Annotated in this window: 20 protein-coding genes; 7 read left to right on the top strand and 13 right to left on the bottom strand. The window is 67.9% G+C overall.

All coding sequences use genetic code 11. From position 1 onward, the window contains the following. Positions 1-21: 21 nt before the first annotated feature. From AC1RAA_RS22410 to AC1RAA_RS22385, 6 genes are all read right to left on the bottom strand, one after another. Entirely contained in the window at positions 22-1,221 is a 1,200-nt protein-coding gene (locus AC1RAA_RS22410; RefSeq protein ID WP_062471086.1) for an acetyl-CoA C-acyltransferase, read from the bottom strand. Positions 1,222-1,232: 11 nt separating this feature from the next. After that, entirely contained in the window at positions 1,233-3,632 is a 2,400-nt protein-coding gene (locus AC1RAA_RS22405; RefSeq protein WP_492731707.1) for a 3-hydroxyacyl-CoA dehydrogenase/enoyl-CoA hydratase family protein, read from the bottom strand. 36 nt (positions 3,633-3,668) lie between these two features. Then, the gene (locus AC1RAA_RS22400; protein ID WP_492731705.1) at positions 3,669-4,103 is read right to left on the bottom strand and encodes a DUF2147 domain-containing protein; all 435 of its coding nucleotides are present in this window, start codon (positions 4,101-4,103) and stop codon (positions 3,669-3,671) included. Positions 4,104-4,146: 43 nt separating this feature from the next. Beyond that, entirely contained in the window at positions 4,147-5,943 is a 1,797-nt protein-coding gene (locus tag AC1RAA_RS22395; protein ID WP_492731703.1) for an acyl-CoA dehydrogenase C-terminal domain-containing protein, read from the bottom strand. A 75-nt stretch (positions 5,944-6,018) separates the two neighbouring features. Then, complete coding sequence (locus AC1RAA_RS22390) at positions 6,019-6,723, bottom strand: TetR/AcrR family transcriptional regulator (protein ID WP_070060219.1); 705 nt, start codon at positions 6,721-6,723, stop codon at positions 6,019-6,021. A 149-nt stretch (positions 6,724-6,872) separates the two neighbouring features. Next, positions 6,873-7,631 (bottom strand): SDR family oxidoreductase, encoded by a 759-nt coding sequence (locus tag AC1RAA_RS22385; protein ID WP_492731701.1) that lies wholly within the window; start codon positions 7,629-7,631, stop codon positions 6,873-6,875. Positions 7,632-7,739: 108 nt separating this feature from the next. Here AC1RAA_RS22385 and AC1RAA_RS22380 point away from each other — a divergent pair, with 108 nt between their 5' ends. Further along, complete coding sequence (locus AC1RAA_RS22380; protein ID WP_159278638.1) at positions 7,740-8,627, top strand: LysR family transcriptional regulator; 888 nt, start codon at positions 7,740-7,742, stop codon at positions 8,625-8,627. On the opposite strand, the gene AC1RAA_RS22375 is transcribed toward AC1RAA_RS22380, so the two are convergent. The 3 genes from AC1RAA_RS22375 to AC1RAA_RS22365 are packed head-to-tail and all read right to left on the bottom strand — an operon-like array spanning position 8,617 to position 10,981. Next, complete coding sequence (locus tag AC1RAA_RS22375; protein ID WP_492731699.1) at positions 8,617-9,465, bottom strand: fumarylacetoacetate hydrolase family protein; 849 nt, start codon at positions 9,463-9,465, stop codon at positions 8,617-8,619. The genes AC1RAA_RS22380 and AC1RAA_RS22375 overlap by 11 nt on opposite strands. A gap of 29 nt (positions 9,466-9,494) precedes the next feature. Next, on the bottom strand, positions 9,495-10,250 hold the full coding sequence (locus AC1RAA_RS22370) for an SDR family NAD(P)-dependent oxidoreductase (protein WP_492731697.1): 756 nt from the start codon (positions 10,248-10,250) through the stop codon (positions 9,495-9,497). After that, positions 10,247-10,981 (bottom strand): SDR family oxidoreductase, encoded by a 735-nt coding sequence (locus AC1RAA_RS22365; protein WP_062471114.1) that lies wholly within the window; start codon positions 10,979-10,981, stop codon positions 10,247-10,249. Before AC1RAA_RS22365 ends, AC1RAA_RS22370 begins: the two co-directional genes overlap by 4 nt. A gap of 165 nt (positions 10,982-11,146) precedes the next feature. Between AC1RAA_RS22365 and AC1RAA_RS22360 the strand changes: the two genes are divergently transcribed. The 6 genes from AC1RAA_RS22360 to AC1RAA_RS22335 all read left to right on the top strand — a co-directional run bounded on the left by AC1RAA_RS22360 (position 11,147) and on the right by AC1RAA_RS22335 (position 17,609). Beyond that, positions 11,147-11,854, top strand: a complete 708-nt coding sequence (locus AC1RAA_RS22360) for a FadR/GntR family transcriptional regulator (RefSeq protein ID WP_062471117.1) — start codon at positions 11,147-11,149, stop codon at positions 11,852-11,854. Positions 11,855-11,901: 47 nt separating this feature from the next. Beyond that, positions 11,902-12,912, top strand: coding sequence for a sialic acid TRAP transporter substrate-binding protein SiaP (locus AC1RAA_RS22355; RefSeq protein ID WP_492731695.1), 1,011 nt, complete (start codon positions 11,902-11,904; stop codon positions 12,910-12,912). A 9-nt stretch (positions 12,913-12,921) separates the two neighbouring features. Continuing rightward, on the top strand, positions 12,922-13,479 hold the full coding sequence (locus AC1RAA_RS22350) for a TRAP transporter small permease (protein ID WP_070060225.1): 558 nt from the start codon (positions 12,922-12,924) through the stop codon (positions 13,477-13,479). A gap of 31 nt (positions 13,480-13,510) precedes the next feature. After that, on the top strand, positions 13,511-14,905 hold the full coding sequence (locus AC1RAA_RS22345; RefSeq protein WP_095743531.1) for a TRAP transporter large permease: 1,395 nt from the start codon (positions 13,511-13,513) through the stop codon (positions 14,903-14,905). Between the two features lie 47 nt (positions 14,906-14,952). Further along, positions 14,953-16,479: a UxaA family hydrolase gene (locus tag AC1RAA_RS22340; RefSeq protein WP_492731693.1), complete on the top strand. Its 1,527-nt coding sequence runs from the start codon at positions 14,953-14,955 to the stop codon at positions 16,477-16,479. Positions 16,480-16,550: 71 nt separating this feature from the next. Then, entirely contained in the window at positions 16,551-17,609 is a 1,059-nt protein-coding gene (locus AC1RAA_RS22335; protein WP_492731691.1) for a malate/lactate/ureidoglycolate dehydrogenase, read from the top strand. On the opposite strand, the gene AC1RAA_RS22330 is transcribed toward AC1RAA_RS22335, so the two are convergent. From AC1RAA_RS22330 to AC1RAA_RS22315, 4 genes are all read right to left on the bottom strand, one after another. Then, the gene (locus AC1RAA_RS22330) at positions 17,606-18,487 is read right to left on the bottom strand and encodes a DMT family transporter (protein ID WP_492731689.1); all 882 of its coding nucleotides are present in this window, start codon (positions 18,485-18,487) and stop codon (positions 17,606-17,608) included. The two genes, AC1RAA_RS22335 and AC1RAA_RS22330, sit on opposite strands and share 4 nt — an antisense overlap. A gap of 187 nt (positions 18,488-18,674) precedes the next feature. After that, complete coding sequence (gene slmA, locus AC1RAA_RS22325; RefSeq protein WP_062471138.1) at positions 18,675-19,325, bottom strand: nucleoid occlusion factor SlmA; 651 nt, start codon at positions 19,323-19,325, stop codon at positions 18,675-18,677. A gap of 88 nt (positions 19,326-19,413) precedes the next feature. Beyond that, positions 19,414-20,307: an acetylglutamate kinase gene (argB, locus tag AC1RAA_RS22320; RefSeq protein WP_062471140.1), complete on the bottom strand. Its 894-nt coding sequence runs from the start codon at positions 20,305-20,307 to the stop codon at positions 19,414-19,416. A 64-nt stretch (positions 20,308-20,371) separates the two neighbouring features. Beyond that, positions 20,372-21,463 (bottom strand): glycosyltransferase family 4 protein, encoded by a 1,092-nt coding sequence (locus AC1RAA_RS22315; protein WP_492731687.1) that lies wholly within the window; start codon positions 21,461-21,463, stop codon positions 20,372-20,374. Between the last annotated feature and the right edge of the window lie 7 nt (positions 21,464-21,470).

The following is a 21,470-nucleotide window of genomic DNA, read 5'->3' as shown; positions in this document are numbered from 1 at the left end:
GGCGTCCCGGGGTCGGACGGATCAGACGCGTTCAAAAATGCCCGCTGCGCCCTGCCCCATCCCGACGCACATCGTGACCATGCCGTACTTCAGCTTCTCGCGACGCAGTGCGTGCACCACGGTGGCCGCGCGGATCGCGCCGGTCGCGCCCAGCGGGTGGCCCAGTGCAATGGCGCCGCCCATCGGGTTGACCTTCGACGGGTCGAGCCCCAGCGTGTTCATCACCGCGAGCGATTGCGCGGCGAAGGCTTCGTTGAGTTCGAACCAGTCGATGTCTTCGTGCTTCAGGCCCGCATAGCGCAGCGCAGCCGGAATCGCCTCGATCGGGCCGATGCCCATGATGTGCGGCGGCACGCCCTTGCTGGCGAAGCTCACGAAGCGCGCGAGCGGCGTGAGGCCGTACTGCTTGATGGCCTTTTCGCTCGCCAGGATCAGCGCGCCTGCGCCGTCGGAGGTCTGCGAGCTGTTGCCGGCCGTCACCGTGCCGCGCGCGGCGAACACGGTGCGCAGCTTGGCCAGGCCCTCGATGCTGGTGTCGGGGCGCGCGCCTTCGTCCAGGCTCACGGTGCGGGTCTTGGCGATCGACTCGCCGGTTTCCAGGTTCGGCGTGCGGTCGGTCACTTCGATCGGCGTGATCTCGTCGGCGAACTTGCCGGCGGCCTGGGCGGCCAGTGCCTTCTGGTGCGAGGCCAGCGCGAACGCGTCCTGCGCCTCGCGGCTCACCTTCCACTGCTGCGCGACCTTCTCGGCCGTGAGGCCCATGCCGTAGGCAATGCCCACGTCGCCTTCGCGTTCGAAGATCGAGGGCGACAGCGAGGGCGAGTTGCCCATCATCGGCACCATGCTCATGCTCTCGACGCCGGCCGCGATCATCACGTCGGCCTCGCCGACGCGGATGCGGTCCGCCGCCATCTGCACGGCCGACAGGCCCGAGGCGCAGAAGCGGTTCACGGTGATGCCACCGATGCTGGTCGGCAGGCCGGCCAGCACCGCGCCGATGCGCGCGACGTTCAGGCCCTGCTGCGATTCGGGAATCGCACAGCCGCAGATGATGTCTTCGATGGCCTTCGGATCGAGGCCGGGAACTGCCGCGAGTGCAGCCTTCAGCGTGGTCGCGAGCAGGTCGTCGGGACGGTAGTTGCGGAAGTAGCCGCGGTGCGACTTGCCGATGGGCGTGCGGGTGGCGGAGACGATGTAGGCGTCTTGTACTTGCTTGCTCATGAAATCTGTCCTTAGTTGCGCACGGGCTTGCCGGTGCTGAGCATGCCCATGATTCGCTCTTGCGTCTTGGGGTGCACGATGAGCGAGCAGAACGCCTTGCGTTCCAGCGTCATCAGGTATTCCTCGGTCACGAGCGAGCCCGCGTCCACGTCGCCGCCGGTGACCACGTTCGCGATCAGGCTGGCAATGTGGAAGTCGTGCGCGCTGATGAAGCCGCCGTCGCGCATGTTCACCAGCTGGCCCTTGATCGTCGCGGCGCCGCTGCGGCCCGCCACGCGGAAGGTGCGGCGCAGCGGGGGGCGGTAGCCGGCGTCGGCCATGGCCTTGGCCTGCTGCAGCGCCACGTACAGCAGCTCGTCCTTGTTCGGCACGATCACGTCGCTGTCGAGCAGGTAGCCCAGCTTCTTCGAATCGAGCGCACCGGTGCCGACCTTGGCCATCGCCGCGGCGGTGAAGCCTTCGGTGAGGAACGGCAGCAGGTCGGTGCCCGTCGAGGCCGATGCGTTCTCCGCAGCGCGGCGAGCGATGTAGGTCAGGCCGCCCGCGCCGGGGATCAGGCCCACGCCGACTTCGACCAGGCCGATGTAGCTTTCCATTGCGACGACGCGCTTGGCCGAGTGGATGGCCAGCTCGCAGCCGCCGCCCAGTGCCATGCCTCGCACGGCCGAGATCACCGGCACGTTGGCGTAGCGGATCTTGAGCATGACGTTCTGCAGCTCTTCTTCCGCGCCTTCGACCGCGCCGATGCCCGCGACCACGAAGGCCGGCAGCATCGCCTGCAGGTCGGCGCCGACCGAGAACACCTCGTCGGGCGACCAGATCACCAGGCCCTTGTATTCGGCCTCGGCCAGGTCGACCGCGGCGCCCAGCGCCTCGGCCACGTCGGGGCTGATGGCGTGCATCTTCGACTGGATGCTCGCGATGAGCACCTCACCGTCGAGCGTCCACACGCGCACATCACCTTCGTCGCTGATCGTGGTGCCGGCGGTGTTGGCATCGGCCGCGTTCGCGCCGAGCACGCTCTCGGGGAACAGCTGGCGGTCGTGCACGGGCAGCTTGCGCTGCGGCACGAATTTGTTCTGCGACGCGCTCCACGAGCCTTCGGGCGTGTGCACGCCGCCGGCCTGCGCGACCGGGCCTTCGAAGACCCACTTGGGCAGCGGCGCCGTGCTCAGTGCCTTGCCCGCGTCGATGTCTTCCTGCACCCACTTGGCGACCTGCGCCCAGCCGGCTTCCTGCCAGAGCTCGAACGGGCCCTGCTTCATGCCGAAGCCCCAGCGCATCGCGAAGTCGATGTCGCGCGCGCTCTCGGCGATGTCGGCCAGGTGCACGGCGGCGTAGTGGAAACCATCGCGCAGGATCGCCCAGAGGAACTGGCCCTGCGGTCCTTCGCTCTCGCGCAGCAGCTTCAGGCGCTCGCCCGCGGGCTTCTTGAGCATGCGGCCGTACACCTCGTCGGCCTTGGCGCCGGCGGGCACGTAGTCGCCGCTCTTCAGGTCGAAGCGCAGGATGTCGCGGCCGGCCTTCTTGAAGAAGCCGGCCTTGGTCTTCTGGCCCAGGTTGCCCAGCTCCAGCAGCTTGGCGAGCACCGGCGGCGTCGCGAAGTTGGCGTAGAACGGATCGGTCTCGGCATTCAGGTTGTCCTGCAGCGTCTTCACGACGTGGGCCATGGTGTCCAGGCCCACCACGTCGGCGGTGCGGAAGGTGCCCGAGCTCGCGCGGCCCAGCTTCTTGCCGGTGAGGTCGTCCACCACGTCGGGCGTGAGGCCGAACTTCTCGACTTCCTTCAGCGTGGCCAGCATGCCGGCGATGCCGACGCGGTTGGCGATGAAGTTGGGCGTGTCGTGCGCGCGCACCACGCCCTTGCCGAGCGTGCTGGTGACGAAGGCCTCGAGGTCGTCGAGCACCTGCGGCTGCGTGGTGGGCGTGTTGATCAGCTCCACCAGGAACATGTAGCGCGGCGGGTTGAAGAAGTGAATGCCGCAGAAACGCGGCTTCAGGGCTTCAGGCAATGCTTCGCTGAGCTTGGTGATCGACAGGCCCGAGGTGTTCGAGGCCAGGATCGAATGCTTGGCGACGTGCGGCGCGATCTTCTTGTACAGATCGAGCTTCCAGTCCATGCGCTCGGCAATCGCCTCGATGATGAGGTCGCACTCGCCGAGCTTGGCGAGGTCGTCCTCGTAGTTGGCCTGCTCGATCAGGCCCGCATCGGCCACGTCACCGAGCGGCGCGGGCTTGAGCTTCTTGAGGTTGTCGATGGCGCGCGTGACGATGCCGTTCTTCGGGCCTTCCTTGGCGGCCAGGTCGAACAGCACGACAGGCACGCGCACGTTGACGAGGTGGGCGGCAATCTGCGCGCCCATCACGCCGGCGCCGAGCACGGCGACCTTCTTCACTTGAAATCGGGACATGTTGCTTGGTATTTCTTGGATAGGTTGTGCGCGGAGTTACTGCACACGGTTCCAGGTTTGGGTGCGCCAGAAGGGGCCGAGGTAGCCGCGAACCTCGAGCTTTTTTCCGCCGTCGATGGGCGTGAAGCTCGCGCGGTATTCCTTGCCGTTCTCGGGGTCGAGGATCTTCCCGCCTTCCCAGACGTCCTTGCCCTCGGCCTTCTTGCCGCCACGGATGATCTCCAGGCCCGCGATGGGCTTGCCCTTGCGGTCGTCGGCGCATTCATCGCAGGTGGCGTCGGGCTTAGTGTCTTTCTTCAACGACTTCTCGATGCGCCCGAGCAGCGCGCCGTTGGCTTCGGCGATGCGGATCTCGGCCTTGGCCTCGCCGGTCTTGTCGTCGACGTTGCGCCACAGGCCCACCGGCGTGCTCTGGGCCATGGCCGAGACGGCGGTGACGGTGAACAAGACGGCTGCAAGCGTTGCTTTCATGAGCGGGCTCCCGGTGGGTCGATGAAGAAAGACTGTGTGTCGCTTAGGCGAGTGCGGCGTCGGTGTCCATCAACACCTTGCTGCCGGTGCGCGCGGTGCGCATCAGCATCACGGTCTCGGGGAACAGCTTGGCGAAGTAGAAGCGTGCGGTCTGCAGCTTGGCGACGTAGAACGGATCGTTGTTGCCAGCGGCGATTTCGCGCAGGGCCACTTGCGCCATGCGGGCGAACAGGTAGCCGAACACGAAGTGGCCGGCCACGCGCAGGTAGTCGACGGCGGCAGCGCCCACTTCGTCGGGGTTCTGGAAGCCCTTGAAGCCGATTTCGGTCGTGAACTTGGTGAGCTGGTCGCCCAGCATCGCGATCGGGTTGATGAACTCGGCCATCTTCTCGTTCACGCCTTCTTCTTCCACCAGCTTGGCGACGAGTTTGCCGAACTTCTTCAGCGAGGCGCCGTTGTTGCCCAGGATCTTGCGGCCCAGCAGGTCCAGCGACTGGATGGTGTTGGTGCCTTCATAGATCATGTTGATGCGGTTGTCGCGCACGAACTGTTCCATGCCCCATTCCTTGATGAAGCCGTGGCCGCCGAAGACCTGCATGCACGAGTTCGTCGCGATGTGGCCGTTGTCGGTGATGAAAGCCTTGACGATGGGCGTGAGCAGCGCGACCAGCTCGCCGCTGTCCTTGCGCACCTTCTCGTCGGGGTGGTTGTGTTCCTTGTCGAGCAGCAGCGTGCAGAAGATCTGCAGCGCGCGGCCGCCTTCGGCATACGCCTTGGCGGTGAGCAGCATCTTGCGCACGTCGGGGTGCACGATGATGGGGTCGGCTTCCTTGTCCTTGGCCTTCACGCCCGACAGCGAGCGCATCTGGATGCGGTCCTTGGCGTAGGCCAGTGCATTCTGATAAGCCACTTCGGTCAGGCCGAGCGACTGGTTGCCCACGCCCAGGCGGGCGGCGTTCATCATCACGAACATCGCGGCCAGGCCCTTGTTGGGCTCGCCCACCAGCGTGCCGGTGGCGCCTTCGATCACGATCTGCGCGGTGGCGTTGCCGTGGATGCCCATCTTGTGCTCCAGGCCGGCGCAGAAGATCGGGTTGCGCTCGCCCAGCGAACCGTCGGCCTTGACGTGGAACTTGGGCACCACGAACAGGCTGATGCCCTTGCTGCCCTTGGGCGCGTCCGGCAGGCGGGCCAACACCAGGTGAATGATGTTGCTCGTCATGTCGTGCTCGCCGGCCGAGATGAAGATCTTGCTGCCGGTGATGCGGTAGGTGCCGTCCGACTGCGGCTCGGCCTTGGTGCGCAAGAGGCCCAGGTCGGTGCCGCAATGGGGTTCGGTCAGGCACATGGTGCCGGTCCACTCGCCGCTGGTGAGCTTGGGCAGGTAGGTCTTCTTCTGGTCGTCGGTGCCGTGCGCGGCCAGTGCCTCGTAGGCGCCGTGCGACAGGCCCGGGTACATGGTCCAGGCCTGGTTGGCGCTGTTGAGCATTTCGAACAGGCACTGGTTCACCACGAACGGCAGGCCCTGGCCGCCGAAGGCCGGGTCGCACGACAGCGCGGGCCAGCCGCCTTCGACGTACTTGGCGTAGGCGTCCTTGAAGCCGGTGGGCGTCTTCACTTCGTGCGTGGCCTTGTCGAGCACGCAGCCTTCTTCGTCGCCGCTGATGTTCAGCGGGAAGGTGACTTCGGCGGCGAACTTGCCGGCCTCTTCGATCACGGCGTTGATGGTGTCGGCATCGGTCTCGGCGTGGGCCGGCAGTGCCTTGAGTTCCTCGGCGACGTTGAGCACTTCGTGCAGCACGAACTGCATGTCACGCACGGGGGGGTTGTAGGTAGGCATCCGGGACTCTCCTGGTCGAAGCTAGATAGATTGGAAAAAACGAAAACGGAAAAACGAAACGGGCAGCCGTGGCGCTCAGCGCACGGTCTTGAGCCGGCGCGTGCCGCGCGCAGCGGGCGCGGACTCGGCGGCATTGGAGGCAGGCGGCGCGTCCGGCGTGGCGGCGCGCGCAAGGATGTTGTCGAAGCCGACGTTGGCGCGGCCGATGGAGCCGGGCACCTGCAGGAAGCGGGCTTCGTAGTGCAGCGCGAGGATCAGGCCGTGGATCTCGAAGCCGACCTGGCGCTCGTCGGCGTCGGCGCGCAGGTGGCCTTCGGTCTTGGACTGCACGATGGCGCGCAGCACGGCGGCCTGCCAGATGCTGACCGACTCGACCAGCGCGTCGCGCACCGGGCCCGGACGGTCGTCGAACTCGGAAGCGCCGCTGATGTAGATGCAGCCCGAGTCGATTTCGGTCGAGGTGCGCTTCATCCAGTTGGCGAACATGGCGCGCAGGCGCGGCAGGCCGCGCGGCGCCTGGAGCGCGGGGAAGAACACCTCCTGCTCGAAGCGGGCGTGGTATTCGCGCACCACGGAAATCTGCAGTTCCTCGCGCGAGCCGAAGTGGGCGAACACGCCCGACTTGCTCATCTTGGTGATTTCGGCCACGGCGCCGATCGACAGGCCCTCGAGCCCGATCTGCGCGGCCAGCGCCAGCGCGGCGTCGACGATGATGGCCTTGGTCTGCTGGCCTTTGGGGGCGGCGCGGGCCGGCTTGGCGGGAACGGCGGTGGCAGACATCGTGAAAGCTCCGAATAAAACGAACGGTCGTTCTATTTTGCAGGGGCTTTGCACTTTTGACCGCAAATGACCTTGGTCCGCGGTAGGTTAATGAAGGTTAGCCAAAGCAAGGGGCGACCGCCAGGGGGCCGCACCCTTGCCCCGCGGGATCAGAACTCCTGCGACACGGGCCGCAGCACGACCTCGTTGATGTCCACGTTGGCCGGCTGTTCCACCGCGTAGACGATGGCGCGCGCCACCGAGTCGGCGGGGATCTGGTTGGCGTCGTAGAAGGCCTTCACGCCGGCGGCGCTCTCGGCGTCGCTGCTGCCGAACTTCAGCTCCGAGTCCACGGCACCGGGCGACACGATGGTCACGCGCACGCCGCTGTTGCCCACCTCCACGCGCAGGCCTTCGGAGATGGCCCGCACCGCGTGCTTGGTGGCGCTGTAGACGGTGCCGATGGGCGTGAACACCTTCAGCCCGGCAATCGACGCGACGTTGACGATGTGGCCGCGGCCCTGCGCCTGCATGCGCGGCAGCACGGCGGCGATGCCGTAGAGCACGCCCTTGATGTTGACGTCGATGGTGCGGTCCCACTCGTCGACCTTGAGCTTGTCCAGCGGCGACAGCGGCATCACGCCCGCGTTGTTGACCAGCACGTCGATGCGGCCGAAGGCCTCGACGGTGGCGGCAGCGAGCTTTTCGAGGTCGGCGCGCTGGGCCACGTCGGTGGCCACGGCGATGGCGTCGCCGCCGGCCTGGCGGATCTCGGCGACGACCTGGTCGAGCCGGTCGGTGCGGCGGGCCGCGAGCACCACCTTGGCGCCGCGCGCGGCCAGGTGGCGCGCCGTCGATTCGCCCAGGCCGCTGCTGGCACCGGTGACGATGGCGACCTTGCCCTGGATGTTGTCTTGAATGGAGGTCATGGGAATTTCCTTGGGATGTGTTGAAGAAGTGCATGCAGTGTGGAAAATCCACGCGTTCCAGTAAATGAAACTCTAGCGACTTCAGAATTCCCCAAAAAGGAACACCCCATGTCCAACCGCCTCGAAGCCCTGCGCGTGTTCTTCACCGCCGCCGATGCCGCCAACTTCCGCGAGGCGGCCGTGCGCCTGTCGGTGTCGCCGCAGGTGGTGACGCGCGCGGTGCGCGAACTCGAAGAAGAACTGGGCGAGCCGCTCTTTCACCGCAGCACGCGCGGCGTGCAGCTCACCGATTTCGGGCGCCAGCTCGCCGAGCGCGCCCGCGTGGCCGTGGGCGGCGTGGACGAACTCTTTCATCGCATCGACCGGCGCGCGCTGTCGCAGCACACGGGCACGGTGCGGGTCACGGCGCCGCATGTGTACGCCCGGCTGATCCCGCAGGCGCTGGCGCCGCTGCTGGCGCAGCACCCCGGGCTGGTGCTCGACCTGCGGCTGTCGGAGCAGCATGCCGACGTGGTCGACCAGCAGATCGACCTCGGCGTGCGCGTCGGCCCGATGCGCGACGCGCGCTTCGTGGCCCGGGGTGTGGGAAAGATGTCGCTGTGCGTGGTGGCATCACCTGCACTCATCGAGCGGGTCGGTGCGCCGCGCACCGTCGATGCGCTGTCCGGGCTGCCGGTGACGGCGCTGATCGACCACAGCTCGGGCCGCCCCTGGCCGTGGGCGTTCAGCAAGAAGCGGGTGTTCACCGTGTCGTCGCCCGCGTTCGTGACGGACAACATCGACGCCGAATGCGCCGCGGTGCTGGCGGGCATCGGCTTCGGCCAGCTCATCGGGCCGCTGGCGCAGCCGTGGCTGCAGTCGGGTGCGCTGGTGGAGGTGCTGGCGGCCGAGGCGCCCGAGCCCTGGCCGATCCACGTCTACCGCCCGCAGCGCGCGCCGGTGCCGGCGCGCGTGCGGCTGGTGTACGACGAGCTGGTGCGCGTGCTCAGAGCTTGAAGGGCACCACTTCCTGGCGCTGTTCGCCCAGGCCTTCGATGCCCAGCGTCATCACGTCGCCCTTCTTCAGGAACAGCGGCGGCTTCATGCCCATGCCGACGCCGGGCGGCGTGCCGGTGGTGATCACGTCGCCGGGCATCAGCGTCATGAATTGGCTCACGTAGCTCACGAGCTTGGCCACGCTGAAGATCATGGTCTTGGTGCTGCCGGTCTGCACGCGCTGGCCGTTGAGGTCGAGCCACATCGCGAGCTTCTGCGGATTCTCGATCTCGTCGCGCGTGACGAGCCAGGGGCCGATGGGGCCGAAGGTGTCGCAGCCCTTGCCCTTGTCCCAGGTGCCGCCGCGCTCGATCTGGTATTCACGCTCGCTCACGTCATTGATGGTGCAGTAGCCGGCCACGTAATCGAGTGCGCTCTTTTGCGACACATAGCGCGCCTTCGTGCCGATGACCACGCCGAGCTCGACCTCCCAGTCGGACTTGACCGAGCCCTTGGGCAGCATCACCGGGTCGTTCGGGCCCTGGATGCAGCTGGTGGCCTTCATGAAGACGATGGGTTCCTTGGGCACCGGCAGGCCCGATTCGGCCGCGTGGTCGGCGTAGTTCAGGCCGATGGCGATGAACTTGCCGACGTTGGCCACCGGGCTGCCGAAGCGTGGCTTGCCCTTGACCAGCGGCAGCTTGTCGACCTTGGTCTTGCGCAGCTTGGCCAGGGCGACATCGCCGAGCTGGTCGGGACCGATGTCCTTGATGACGGCGCTCAGGTCGCGCAGCTTGCCTTCGTTGTCGATGAGACCGGGCTTTTCTTTGCCGGGGTTGCCGTAGCGGACGAGTTTCATGCGTTCCTTTCAGTACATTGAATGGTGAATCAGTAGGTGGAGCGGCCGCCCGACAGGTCGAACACGGCGCCGGTGGAAAAGGAGCAATCGTCGGTGCACAGCCAGCCGACCATCGCCGCCACTTCTTCCACCGTGCCGAAGCGGCCCATGGGAATCTTCGAGAGCATGAAGGCGATGTGGTCGGGGCTCATCTGGTCGAAGATGGCGGTCTTCACCGCCGCGGGCGTCACGCAGTTCACGCGGATGCCGGTGTCGGCCAGCTCCTTGCCGAGCGACTTGGTGATCCCGATGACGGCGGCCTTGCTCGCACTGTACGCGCTGGCGTTGGGGTTGCCGTCCTTGCCCGCCACCGAGGCGATGTTGACGATGCGGCCCTCCCCCTTCGTGCCCTGCCTGCGCATCTGCGCCACCACCTCGCGGCAACACAGGAACACGCCGTTGACGTTGACCTCCATCACCTGGCGCCAGTCGTCCACCGGGTAGTCCCACAGCTTGACGTTGGGCCCGGTGATGCCGGCGCTGTTGACCAGCGCATCGATGCGCGGCGCGTGCGCGAGCGTGGCCGCCACGGCTTTCGCGACCGAGGGCTGCTGCGTCACGTCGACCTTCAACGCGAAGGCCTTGGCCCCCAGCGCTTCGGCCGCGCGCCCGGCGGCGGCCTCGTCGCGGTCCCACAGCGTGACGCTGCCGCCCGAGGCGACGAGCCGCTGCGCGATGCCCAAGCCCAGCCCCGTGGCACCGCCGGTGACCACGGCGTGGCGGCCTTCGAAATCGAGCCGGTTCATATCGTGATGCCGCCGTCGACCGTGAAGTACTGGCCGGTGGCGAAGATGGATTCGTCGCTGGCCAGGAACACCACCACCGGCGCGATCTCCTCGGCCTGCGCGAGGCGGCCCATGGGCTGGCGCGCCACGAAGGCCTTGCGCGCGGCCTCGGGGTCGGCGTTGGCGTTGATGCGATCGCCCAGCGAGGGCGTGTCGACCGTGCCCGGGCACACGGCATTGCAGCGGATGCCGCGGGCCACGTAGTCGGCCGCCACGCTCTTGGTGAGGCCGAGCACGGCCGCCTTGGTGGTGCCGTAGACGAAGCGGTTGGGCAGGCCCTTCATGCTGGAGCACACGCTGGCCATGTTGATGATGCTGCCGCGCCCGGCCGCGAGCATGCCGGGCAGCACGGCCTGGATGGTCCACATCTGGGCGCGCACGTTGAGGCGGAAGGCAAAGTCGAGGTCATCGTCGCCGGCCTGCTCGATGGTGCCGTTGTGCACCACGCCCGCGCAGTTGAACAGCACGTCGAGCGTGGGCAGCTGCGCCACGACCGCGCCGATGGCGGCCTTGTCGAGCACGTCGAGCTTCAGGGCCGTGACGTTCGCCACGCCGGCGTAGGCCGACAGCAGCTGCTCGTTGACGTCGGTGGCCCACACATGGGCGCCCTCGGCCGCGAGCGCCAGCACGCTGGCGCGGCCGATGCCCTGGCCGGCGGCGGTGACGAGCACGGTCTTTCCCTTCAATCTCATGGTCGGTGTCTCCTGGGGTGTTCTGCGGATGCGGGGTGGGTTCGGGTTAGGCCCGATGGGTGACATCTGTGAATCGCCGTATTCTGAATTGGCCTTACCACTTGTCCAATTCAGGACAACCCTTAAGCCGATCCACCGCCTCGCCCGCACCCACACCTTGCTCCCGTGCCGCTCCAGACCGTCGAACCCCAACGCCTCTATCGCCAGATTGCCGACCAGCTCCGGGGGCTGATCGCCAAGGGCGAATTCGACGTGGGCGCGCGCCTGCCCGCCGAGCGCGACCTGGCCAAGCAGCTCGGCGTGAGCCGGCCCTCGGTGCGCGAGGCGCTCATCGCGCTGGAGGTCGAGGGCTGGGTCGAGGTGCGCACCGGCTCGGGCGTGTACGTGCTCGACCGCTCGCACCGCGCGAGCGCACCGGTGGCGCCCACCGAGTGGGGGCCGCTGGAGCTGATCCGCGCGCGCCGCGTGATCGAGGGCGAGACCGCCGCCATCGCCGCCCTCTCGGGCAAGCGCAAGGACGTGGACGCGATGACGCGCGCCATCGCCACCATGCGCGAGATGGCCGACCGCAACGTCATGCCGCTGGACGGCGACCGCGCCTTTCACCTGGCCATCGTCGGCGCCAGCGGCAACGTGGTGCTGGTCGAGACGGTGCAGGGCTTCTGGGATTCACGCCGCGGCCCGATCTTCACGCGGCTGGGCGGCTACTTCGAGACCGTGACCTCGTGGCGCGCCGCCATCACCGAGCACGAGGCGATCCGCGACGCCATTGCCGCGCGCGACGCCGACGCCGCGCGCAGCGCGATGCACACGCACATGGACAACTCGCACCACCGTTTCAGCGCGAGCTGGCGCCGCGCCAAGCCCGCCTGATTCCTCGCCAGCCTTCCTGCCAGTTCACTACAACGGAGACACACCCCATGATCAGCAGCAGCAAGAACAGCAAACGCACCGCCCTCAAGGCCCTGGCCGCCTGCGCCCTCGCGGCCGGCGCACTGGGCGTATCGGGCACCGCCTCGGCGCAGACCAAGCTCAAGTGGGCGCACGTCTACGAGACCTCGGAGCCCTTCCACAAGTACTCGGTGTGGGCGGCCGAGGAGATCAAGAAGCGCAGCAACGGCAAGTACGACATCCAGGTGTTCCCGGCCTCCAGCCTGGGCAAGGAAGCCGACATCAACCAGGGCCTGACGCTGGGCACGGTCGACATCGTGCTGACCGGCGCGAGCTTCGCGGGCAACAGCTACAAGCCGCTGGCGATCACCTACTTTCCGTTCATCTTCCGCGACGCGGAGCACCAGCTGAAGTACGCCAGGAGCGACGTGTTCAAGGAGCTCGCCAAGGGCTACGACGACAAGACCGGCAACCACATCACGGCGCTCAACTACTACGGCGCGCGCCACGTCACCTCGAGCGCGGCCAAGCCGGTGAGCAAGCCCGAAGACATGAAGGGCCTGAAGATCCGCGTGCCCGACGCGCCCGCCTACCTGGCCTTCCCCAAGTCGCTGGGCGCCAATGCCACGCCGATCGCCTTCGCCGAGGTCTACCTGGCGCTGCAAAGCGGCACCGTGGATGCGCAGGAGAACCCGCTGCCCACCATCGAGGCCAAGAAGTTCTATGAAGTGCAGAAGAACATCTCGCTGACCGGCCACATCGTCGACTCGCTGCTCACCGTGGTCTCGGGCCAGCTGTGGGCCAAGCTCAGCGCCGACGAGAAGAAGATGTTCAACGACGTGATGCAGGAAGCCGCCGAGAAGACCGGCCGCGAGATCATCGCCTCCGAGACCCGGCTGGTGGAGGAGTTCAAGAAGAAGGGCAACAACGTGATCACGGTCGACAAGGGCGCGTTCCGCGAGGCCGTGCTCAAGAACACCAAGCCCACCGACCACGGCTACCGCCAGCAGGACTACGACCGCATCATCGCGATCAAGTAAGGCCACACGATGAGCGACGACAAGCTGCTGGGCGACGACGGCGAGTTCCACGCCAAGGACGAGGCCGTCGACCTGTCCGGCACCACCGTGGAGGCCTGGGCCGCCCTGGGCATCTTCTGGGTGCTGGGCCTCACGGTGCTCTACCAGTTCGTGACGCGCTACGTGCTGAACGACTCGGCCTCCTGGACCGAGGAGATCGCGCGCTACCTGCTGGTGGGCACGGTGTTCGTGGGCGCGTCGATCGGCGTGGCGCGCAACAACCACATCCAGGTCGACTTCTTCTACCGCCACATGCCGCCGGCCATGGGCCGCGCGCTGGGCCTTCTGGTCGACGTGCTGCGCACGGCGTTCTTCGCGGCAGCGGTGGTCATGACGGTGCAGATGATGCTCAAGATCGGCAACAACGCGAGCATGACCATCGTCGACCTGCCGATGAACATCGTCTACGGCGTGTGCCTCCTGGGCTTCGTCGCCATGTGCGTGCGCTCGGTGCAGGTGAGCGTGGTGCACTGGCGCCGCGGCTACTGCGTGCTGGAGCGGCCCGAATCCACGATCGACGACCGCTGAGGTCGCAACCCCACTCCATCACGACAACAACATGCTGAAGATCGCCTTCCTGCTCTTCATGAGCGCCGGCATCCCGGTCGCCGTGGCCATGGCCGGTGCCTCGCTGGTCTACATCCTCTGGAGCGGCAACCTGCCGGGCTTCGTCGTCATTCACCGCATGGTGAGCGGCGTCGACAGCTTTCCGCTGCTCGCCGTTCCCTTCTTCATCCTCGCCGGCAACCTGATGAACAACGCCGGCATCACCAACCGCATCTACAACTTCGCGCTCGCGCTGGTGGGCTGGCTCAAGGGCGGCCTGGGGCACGTGAACATCCTGGGCTCGGTGATCTTCTCGGGCATGAGCGGCACCGCCATCGCGGACGCGGCGGGCCTGGGCACGATCGAGATCAAGGCCATGAAGGAACACGGCTACTCGACCGAGTTCGCGGTCGGCGTGACCGCGGCCTCGGCCACGCTGGGGCCGATCATTCCGCCGAGCCTGCCCTTCGTGATCTACGGGATGATGGCCAACGTGTCGGTGGGCGCGCTGTTCATCGCGGGGCTGATGCCGGGGCTCATCATGACGCTGCTCATGATGCTCACGGTGGCCTACTACGCGCACAAGAACGGCTGGGGCGCGGACGTGAAGTTCCAGTGGCCGCGCCTCATGAAGGCGCTGGTCGAGCTGCTGGTGGTGTGCCTGTGGCCCACGCTGCTGTGGTTCGCAGTCGACAAGTTCGGCGCGCCGGCCCAACCGGCGGTGGCCATTGCGCTGGTGATCCTCTTCGCGGCCGACAAGGTCTTCAAGTTCGAGGCGGTGCTGCCGATCATGACGCCGGTGCTGCTCATCGGCGGCATGGCGACGGGCCTGTTCACCGCCACCGAAGGCGCCATTGCCGCCTGCGTGTGGGCGATGGTGCTGGGCTTCTTCTGGTACCGCACGCTGCAGTGGAAGATGTTCGTCAAGGTGTGCCTGGAGACGGTCGAGTCGACCTCGACGGTGCTCTTCATCGTGGCGGCCGCCTCGATCTTCGGCTGGATGCTGACGGCCACCGGCGTCACGGCCGACATCGCGAGCTGGGTGCTCAACTTCACCAAGGAAGCCTGGGTGTTCCTGCTGCTGGCGAACCTGCTGATGCTGTTCGTGGGCTGCTTCCTGGAGACCACCGCGGCCATCACGATCCTGGTGCCGATCCTCTTGCCGATCTCGAACCAGCTGGGCATCGACCCGGTGCATTTCGGCGTGGTGATGGTGCTCAACCTCATGATCGGCGTGCTGCATCCGCCGATGGGCATGGTGCTGTTCGTGCTGGCACGCATCGCCAACCTCAGCATCGAGCGCACGACGATGGCGATCCTGCCCTGGCTGGTGCCGTTGCTGTTGAGCCTGGGCATCATCACCTACTGGCCTGCCACCGTGCTGTGGCTGCCGAAGATCATGCAGTAACGACCACCGCCGGCGCACCCGCGCCGGCTCCGAGAACGATACCCACGATGACCCCCTACATCCGACTCCATCCCGCCGACGACGTCGTCATCGCGCGCTCGCAACTGCTGGGCGGCACGCTCGTCGAGAACGTGGCCGTGCGCGGCCTGATCCCGCCGGGGCACAAGGTCGCCATGCGCGCCATCGCGCAGGGCGAACCGGTGCGCCGCTACAACCAGATCATCGGCTTCGCGAGCAAGCCCATTGCCGCCGGCGAGCACGTGCACACGCAGAACCTGGACATGGGCCCCGACAAGGGCGACTTCGAACGCGACTACGCCTTCGGCGCCGACGTGAAGCCCGCGCCCGCAAAACGCGAGGCCACCTTCATGGGCATCAAGCGCGCCGATGGCCGCGTGGCCACGCGCAACTACATCGGCGTGCTGACCAGCGTGAACTGCTCGGCCACGGCCGCGCGCGCGATTGCCGACCACTTCTCTCGCAAGACGAATCCGCAGGCGCTGGCGGCGTTTCCGAATGTCGACGGCGTGGTCGCGCTCACGCACGGCACGGGCTGCGGCATGGACACGCAGGGCATGGGCATGCAGATCCTGGAGCGCACGCTCACGGGCTACGCCACGCACCCGAACTTCGCGGGCGTGCTGGTGGTCGGACTCGGCTGCGAGGCCAACCAGATCAACGCCTGGCTCGCGACCGGCCACCTGGCCGAGGGCGAGAACTTCCGCACCTTCAACATCCAGGACACGGGCGGCACGCGCAAGACGGTCGAGAAGGGCGTGGCGCTCATCAATGAAATGCTGCCGCGCGCCAACGCAGTGAAGCGCGAGCCGTGCAGCGCGGCGCACATCACCATCGGGCTGCAGTGCGGCGGCTCCGACGGCTACTCGGGCATCAGCGCGAACCCGGCGTTGGGCGCGGCGGTCGACCTGCTGGTGGCGCACGGCGGCACGGCCATCCTGAGCGAAACGCCCGAGGTGTACGGCGCCGAGCACCTGCTGACACGCCGCGCGGTGAAGCGCGAGGTCGGCCAGAAGCTGGTGGAGCGCATCAAGTGGTGGGAGCACTACACCGCCATCAACGAAGGCGAGATGAACAACAACCCCTCGCCCGGCAACAAGGCGGGCGGGCTCACCACCATCCTCGAGAAGTCGCTGGGCGCGGTCGCCAAGGGCGGCACCAGCAACCTCGAGGCGGTGTACGAATATGCCGAGCCCGTCACCGCGCACGGCTTCGTCTACATGGACACGCCAGGCTACGACCCGGTGAGCGCCACGGGCCAGGTGGCCGGCGGCGCGAACCTGATCTGCTTCACGACCGGTCGCGGCTCGGCCTACGGCTGCGCGCCCTCGCCTTCGCTCAAGCTGGCGACCAACTCGGCGCTGTGGCAGCGGCAGGAAGAAGACATGGACATCAACTGCGGCGAGATCGTGGACGGCACGGCCTCAATTGCGGAGATGGGCCAGCGCATCTTCGAGCTGGTGCTGGCCACCGCCTCGGGCGCGCACTCGAAGAGCGAACAGCACGGCTACGGGCAGAACGAGTTCGTGCCGTGGCAAGTCGGCGCGGTGATGTGAGGCCAATGCAGCCCCTGCCCGCCCGCCCCGTCGGCCACGCCATCCCATTGAACGCAAGAGGAGCCTGATCCATGTCCAGAACCCTGCCGGCCGACGGCCTGCAAGCCAACGTCGCCCGCATCCTCGAAGCCGCAGGCAGCACGGCCGCCGAGGCGCAGCAGGTGGCCGCCAACCTCGTGCTGGCCAACCTGAGCGGCCACGACTCGCACGGCGTGGGCATGCTGCCGCGCTACATCGATGCGGCGGCCGAAGGCGGCCTCGTGCCCAACGCCGCCGTGAAGGTCAACCTCGACATCGGCACGCTGATGGGCCTGGACGGCCAGCACGGCTACGGGCAGATCGTCGGCGTGCAGGCGATGGAGCTCGGCATCGCGCGCGCGAAGCAGCACGGCAGCTGCATCTTCACGCTCGCCAACGCGCACCACCTGGGGCGCATCGGCCATTTCGCGGAAATGGCGACGGCGCAGGGGCTGGTGGCGATGCACTTCGTCAACGTGCTCTCGCGGCCCGTGGTGGCGCCCTGGGGCGGCGGCGACGGGCGCTTCGGCACCAACCCGTGCTGCATCGGCATTCCGCTGGCGGGCGCCGAGCCCTTCGTGCTCGACTACGCGACCAGCCGCGTGGCGCAGGGCAAGATGCGCGTGGCCCACAACAAGGGCGAGCAGGTGCCCGACGGCTACCTCATCGACGAGCACGGCGCGCCCACCAACGACCCGGGCGTGGTCGTGGTGCCGCAGGGCAACGGCCTGTTCGGCGCGCTCATGACCTTCGGCGAACACAAGGGCTACGGCATGGCGGTGGCCTGCGAGCTGCTGGGCGGCGCGCTCACGGGCGGCGGCACCTGGCACCGGCCGGCGGACACGGCGCGCACGGTGCTCAACGGCATGCTGACGGTGCTGATCGACCCCGTGAAGCTCGGCACGCAGAAGGCCTTCGACGAGGAGGCACGCGAGTTCATCGGCTGGCTGCGGCAAAGCCCGCCGGGCCAGGGCTTCGAGGCCGTGCAGATCGCAGGCGAACCGGAGCGCCAGGCGCGCGTGGCGCGCCGGCGCGACGGCGTGTGGGTCGATGACGCGACCTGGGGCGAGATCGTCGCCGCCGGCGCCAAGGTGGGCGTGGCCGTCGCCTAGCGTCGCGCCGCCTGGCGCGACTTCTGGCTCAGCACGAGCGCGATGCCGCCAAGGATCGCCACCGAGGCGAGTGCCAGCCGCGGCGTGATCGCTTCCGACAGGAACAGTACGCCGCCGAACGCCGCCAGCAACGGCACCGACAGTTGCACCGTGGCCGCCCGCAACGCCGACAGCCGGCCCAGCGCCGCGTACCAGACCACGTAGCCGAGCCCCGAGGTCAGCGCGCCGGAGGCCACGGCCAGCGCGACGCCGCGCGCATCGGCGTGCGCGCGCGTGGCGAACACCAGGCTCAGCGCCAGGGCCAGCGGCACGGCGCGCAGGAAGTTGCGCGCGGTCGCGGCCAGCGGGTCGGCCACGCCCCGGCCGCGCAGCGAATACACGCCCCACGCCACGCCCGCCACCGCCATCAGCACGGCGCCCAGCAACGGCGGCGCGGCGATGCCCGGCGACACCAGGTAGACGAGGCCGGCCGCCGCAAGGACGAAGCCGCACCACGCCAGCACCCCGAAGCGCTCGCCGCCGCCCAGCCCCGCGCCCAGCATCGTGAGCTGCACCGCGCCGAAGAGGATCAGCGCGCCCGTGCCCGCCGAAAGGCTGAGGTACGCGAAGGAGAAGAACGCCACATAGGCGAACAGCATGACGGCCGGAAGCCAGCCGGTGCGCCCGAGGGCGGACGGCTGCGATCGGAAGCGCACGACAAGCGCCAACGTGATCGCCCCGGACGCGAGCCGGATGCTGCCGAAGCTGGCCGGGTCGATGCCGCCGTGCTGCAGCGCGAGCCGGCACAGCAGCGAGTTGGCCGCGAACGCGACCATGGCGACCGCGGTGAGCGCAACGGCATGCAGGAGAAGGGCCGGACGGGCGGCGGCGTCAGGCATGGCGCGCCCCGGAAGGCCAGCGGCTGCGGGAAGGACAAGCACTCATGCGAGCCTCCGATCCAGAGGTCATGCGAAACGGGCTTGTCACCGCGGCACCGCGTGGCGGCAAGGGAGGAAATTGATCGTACGCGCCGCCAGGGGCCGCGTCGAGTTCAGCGTGGCGGCGCCGGACTTGCCGGCAAGGCCGTCAAACGATCAGGGCGATCGTGGCTTCCAGGTGTTCGGACGGCGCGCGGCGGAAACCCGAGCGCGCAAAGCGCTGCAGCTGCCCGACCACGAAGGCCGTGAGCGCCGCGGCGCGCACCTGGGCGTCGACGCTGGGCGTGGCCGAGCCGTCGGCGGCGGCCGCGCCGCGCAGCACCTGGCGCAGCGTGGCCTCGATCTTGTCGAAGAACTGGTTCATGCGCTGCTGCAGGCGCTCGTTCTCGAACACCAGCGCATCGCCGACCATGACGCGCGTCATGCCGGGGTTGCGCTCGGCGAACTGCACGAGCAGCACGAGGATGCGGGCCGCCTGCTGGCTGCCGGTGGCGCCTTCGCGCTCGAGGATCTGGTTGACCAGCGTGAAGACGCTCTGCTCGATGAAGTCGATGAGGCCCTCGAACATCTGGGCCTTGCTCGCGAAGTGGCGGTACAGGGCCGCCTCGCTCACCTCGAGCCGCGCGGCCAGCGCGGCGGTGGTGACCCGCTCGGCACCGGGCTGCTCCAGCATGGCGGCCAGCGCCTGCAGGATCTGCACGCGCCGCTCGCCCGGCTTGGGGCGCTTGCGCGTCGGTGCGGCGGCGGGCGTGTCGGCCGGGGTCTCTACGCCGGGGGCAGCTGTCTCTTCGTTCTGCATGGGAGCGCGTGCAAAGATGTAATCAATTGATTCTCGCACAGCGCAGTGAGCGCGCGCCTTCCGCCGACGGAAGGCACGCGGAGGGCGCTCAACGCGCCCGGATCATCGTGCCGTAGGCCTGGTCGGTCAGGATCTCGAGCAGCATCGCGTGCGGCACGCGGCCGTCGATGATGTGCACCGCGTTCACGCCGCTCTTGGCCGCGTCGAGCGCGCCTTCGATCTTGGGCAGCATGCCGCCCGAGATGGTGCCGTCGGCGAACAGGTCGTCGATTTCGCGCGCGCTCAGGTTGGTGAGCAGGTTGCCGTTCTTGTCGAGCACGCCGGGCGTGTTCGTCAGCAGCATGAGCTTCTCGGCCTTGAGCACGGTGGCCAGCTTGCCGGCGACGACGTCGGCGTTGATGTTGTAGCTCTCGTTCTCCTCGCCGAAGCCGATCGGGCTCACGACGGGAATGAAGGCGTCGTCCTGCAGCGCCTTGACCACGCTGGGGTCGATGGAAACGATGTCGCCGACCTGGCCCACGTCGTGGTGCACGTTCGGGTCGGTGCGGTCGGCCAGCTTGAGCTTTTGCGCGCGAATGAGGCCGCCGTCGCGCCCCGTGAGGCCCACGGCCTTGCCGCCGGCCTGGTTGATCAGGCCCACGATGTCCTGCTGCACCTCGCCGGCCAGCACCCATTCGACGACTTCCATGGTCTCGGCGTCGGTCACGCGCATGCCCTGCACGAAGCTGCCCTTCTTGCCCAGCTTGTTCAGCGCGGCCTCGATCTGCGGGCCGCCGCCGTGCACCACCACCGGGTTCATGCCGACCAGCTTGAGCAGCACCACGTCTTCGGCGAAGTCGGCCTGCAGCGCCGGGTCGGTCATGGCGTTGCCGCCGTACTTGATGACGATGGTCTTGCCGTGGAACTTGCGGATGTACGGCAGCGCCTGGGCCAGGATCTCGGCCTTGTCGCGCGGAGGGATGTTGAGGACGGGGTCGGTCATGGGCGGTCAGGCTCCAAAGCGGTGGACGATGGGAAGAATTCTCGCAACAAGGCGGCGCCGGCGGTCAGGGCCGCAGCCAGCGCGGGACCTTGAAGCGCACGATCATCAGGTACGCCCCGACGTAGGTCGTGACGAACAGAAAGCAGAACAGCATCAGCACGAAGGTGTTGTTCCAGAACAGCACCGCGGGCACCACCGACAGCGCGGCGAACATCCACAGGTAGGGCGAGGTGCGGTTGTTGCGCGCCAGCAGCTGGCGCGCCTCGTCGTCCGCGAAGGCCACGCGCACGATGCGCCGGAAGATCAGCTGGTGGAAGTGCAGCGCGTCGGCCGTGCCCGGCGACTGGCCGCGGGCCAGCTTGCGGTAGATGGAGAACAGCGTCTCCCACACCGGGTAGATCAGCAGCAGCATCGGGAACCACGGCGACACCACGCGGTGGCGCTGCACCAGCGTCACGCAGGCCACGGCGATCACCATGCCCCAGACGTAGGCGCCGCCGTCGCCGGCGAAGATCTTGCCACGCGGGTAGTTCCAGACCAGGAAGCCGAAGGTGGCGCCGACCAGGCAGATCACCATCGCGGCCAGCTGCCGGTCGCCCAGCTGCAGCGCGACGTGCGAGATCGCCAGGCACACGAGCACGGCCACGGTGCCGGCCAGCCCGTTGTAGCCGTCGATGATGTTGAAGGCATGCGGCAGGCCGCCGATGGCCAGGGCCGCGAAGACCAGCGAGGCATAGGGCAGCAACGCGAGCCAGCCGTCGAGCGTCTCGAAGCCGGTGCGCGCCACGCCCAGCCCCTGCACCCAGCACACCAGCAGCGCCGAGCCGATGGTCAGGCCCAGCCGGTAGCGCACCTTGACCTGCTGCGTCACGTCTTCGACGATGCCGCCGAGCACGGCGGGCAGGATGCACACCAGCGTGAGCATCGAGGACTTGAGCGGCCAGGCGATGTTCAGTGGCTCGATCAGGCCGGCGCCCAGCCAGGCCGCGCTCATGCCGAGCATGATGCCGGCCCCGCCCAGGCGCGGCACGTGGCCCTTGTGGAAACGCTGGGGCATGTCGGCGCCGTAGCGGCGCGCGTGTCTGCGCGCGCGGCGCATGAACAGCTGCACCGCGATGGCGGAGACGAAGAAACTGAGGATGATCAGGGCAATCATGAGTGGG

This window comes from Variovorax sp. GW823-FHT04F07 (genome assembly GCF_058795995.1).
Note: the sequence above shows the minus strand (reverse complement) of the source record. Positions and strands in the feature narration are given on the sequence as shown.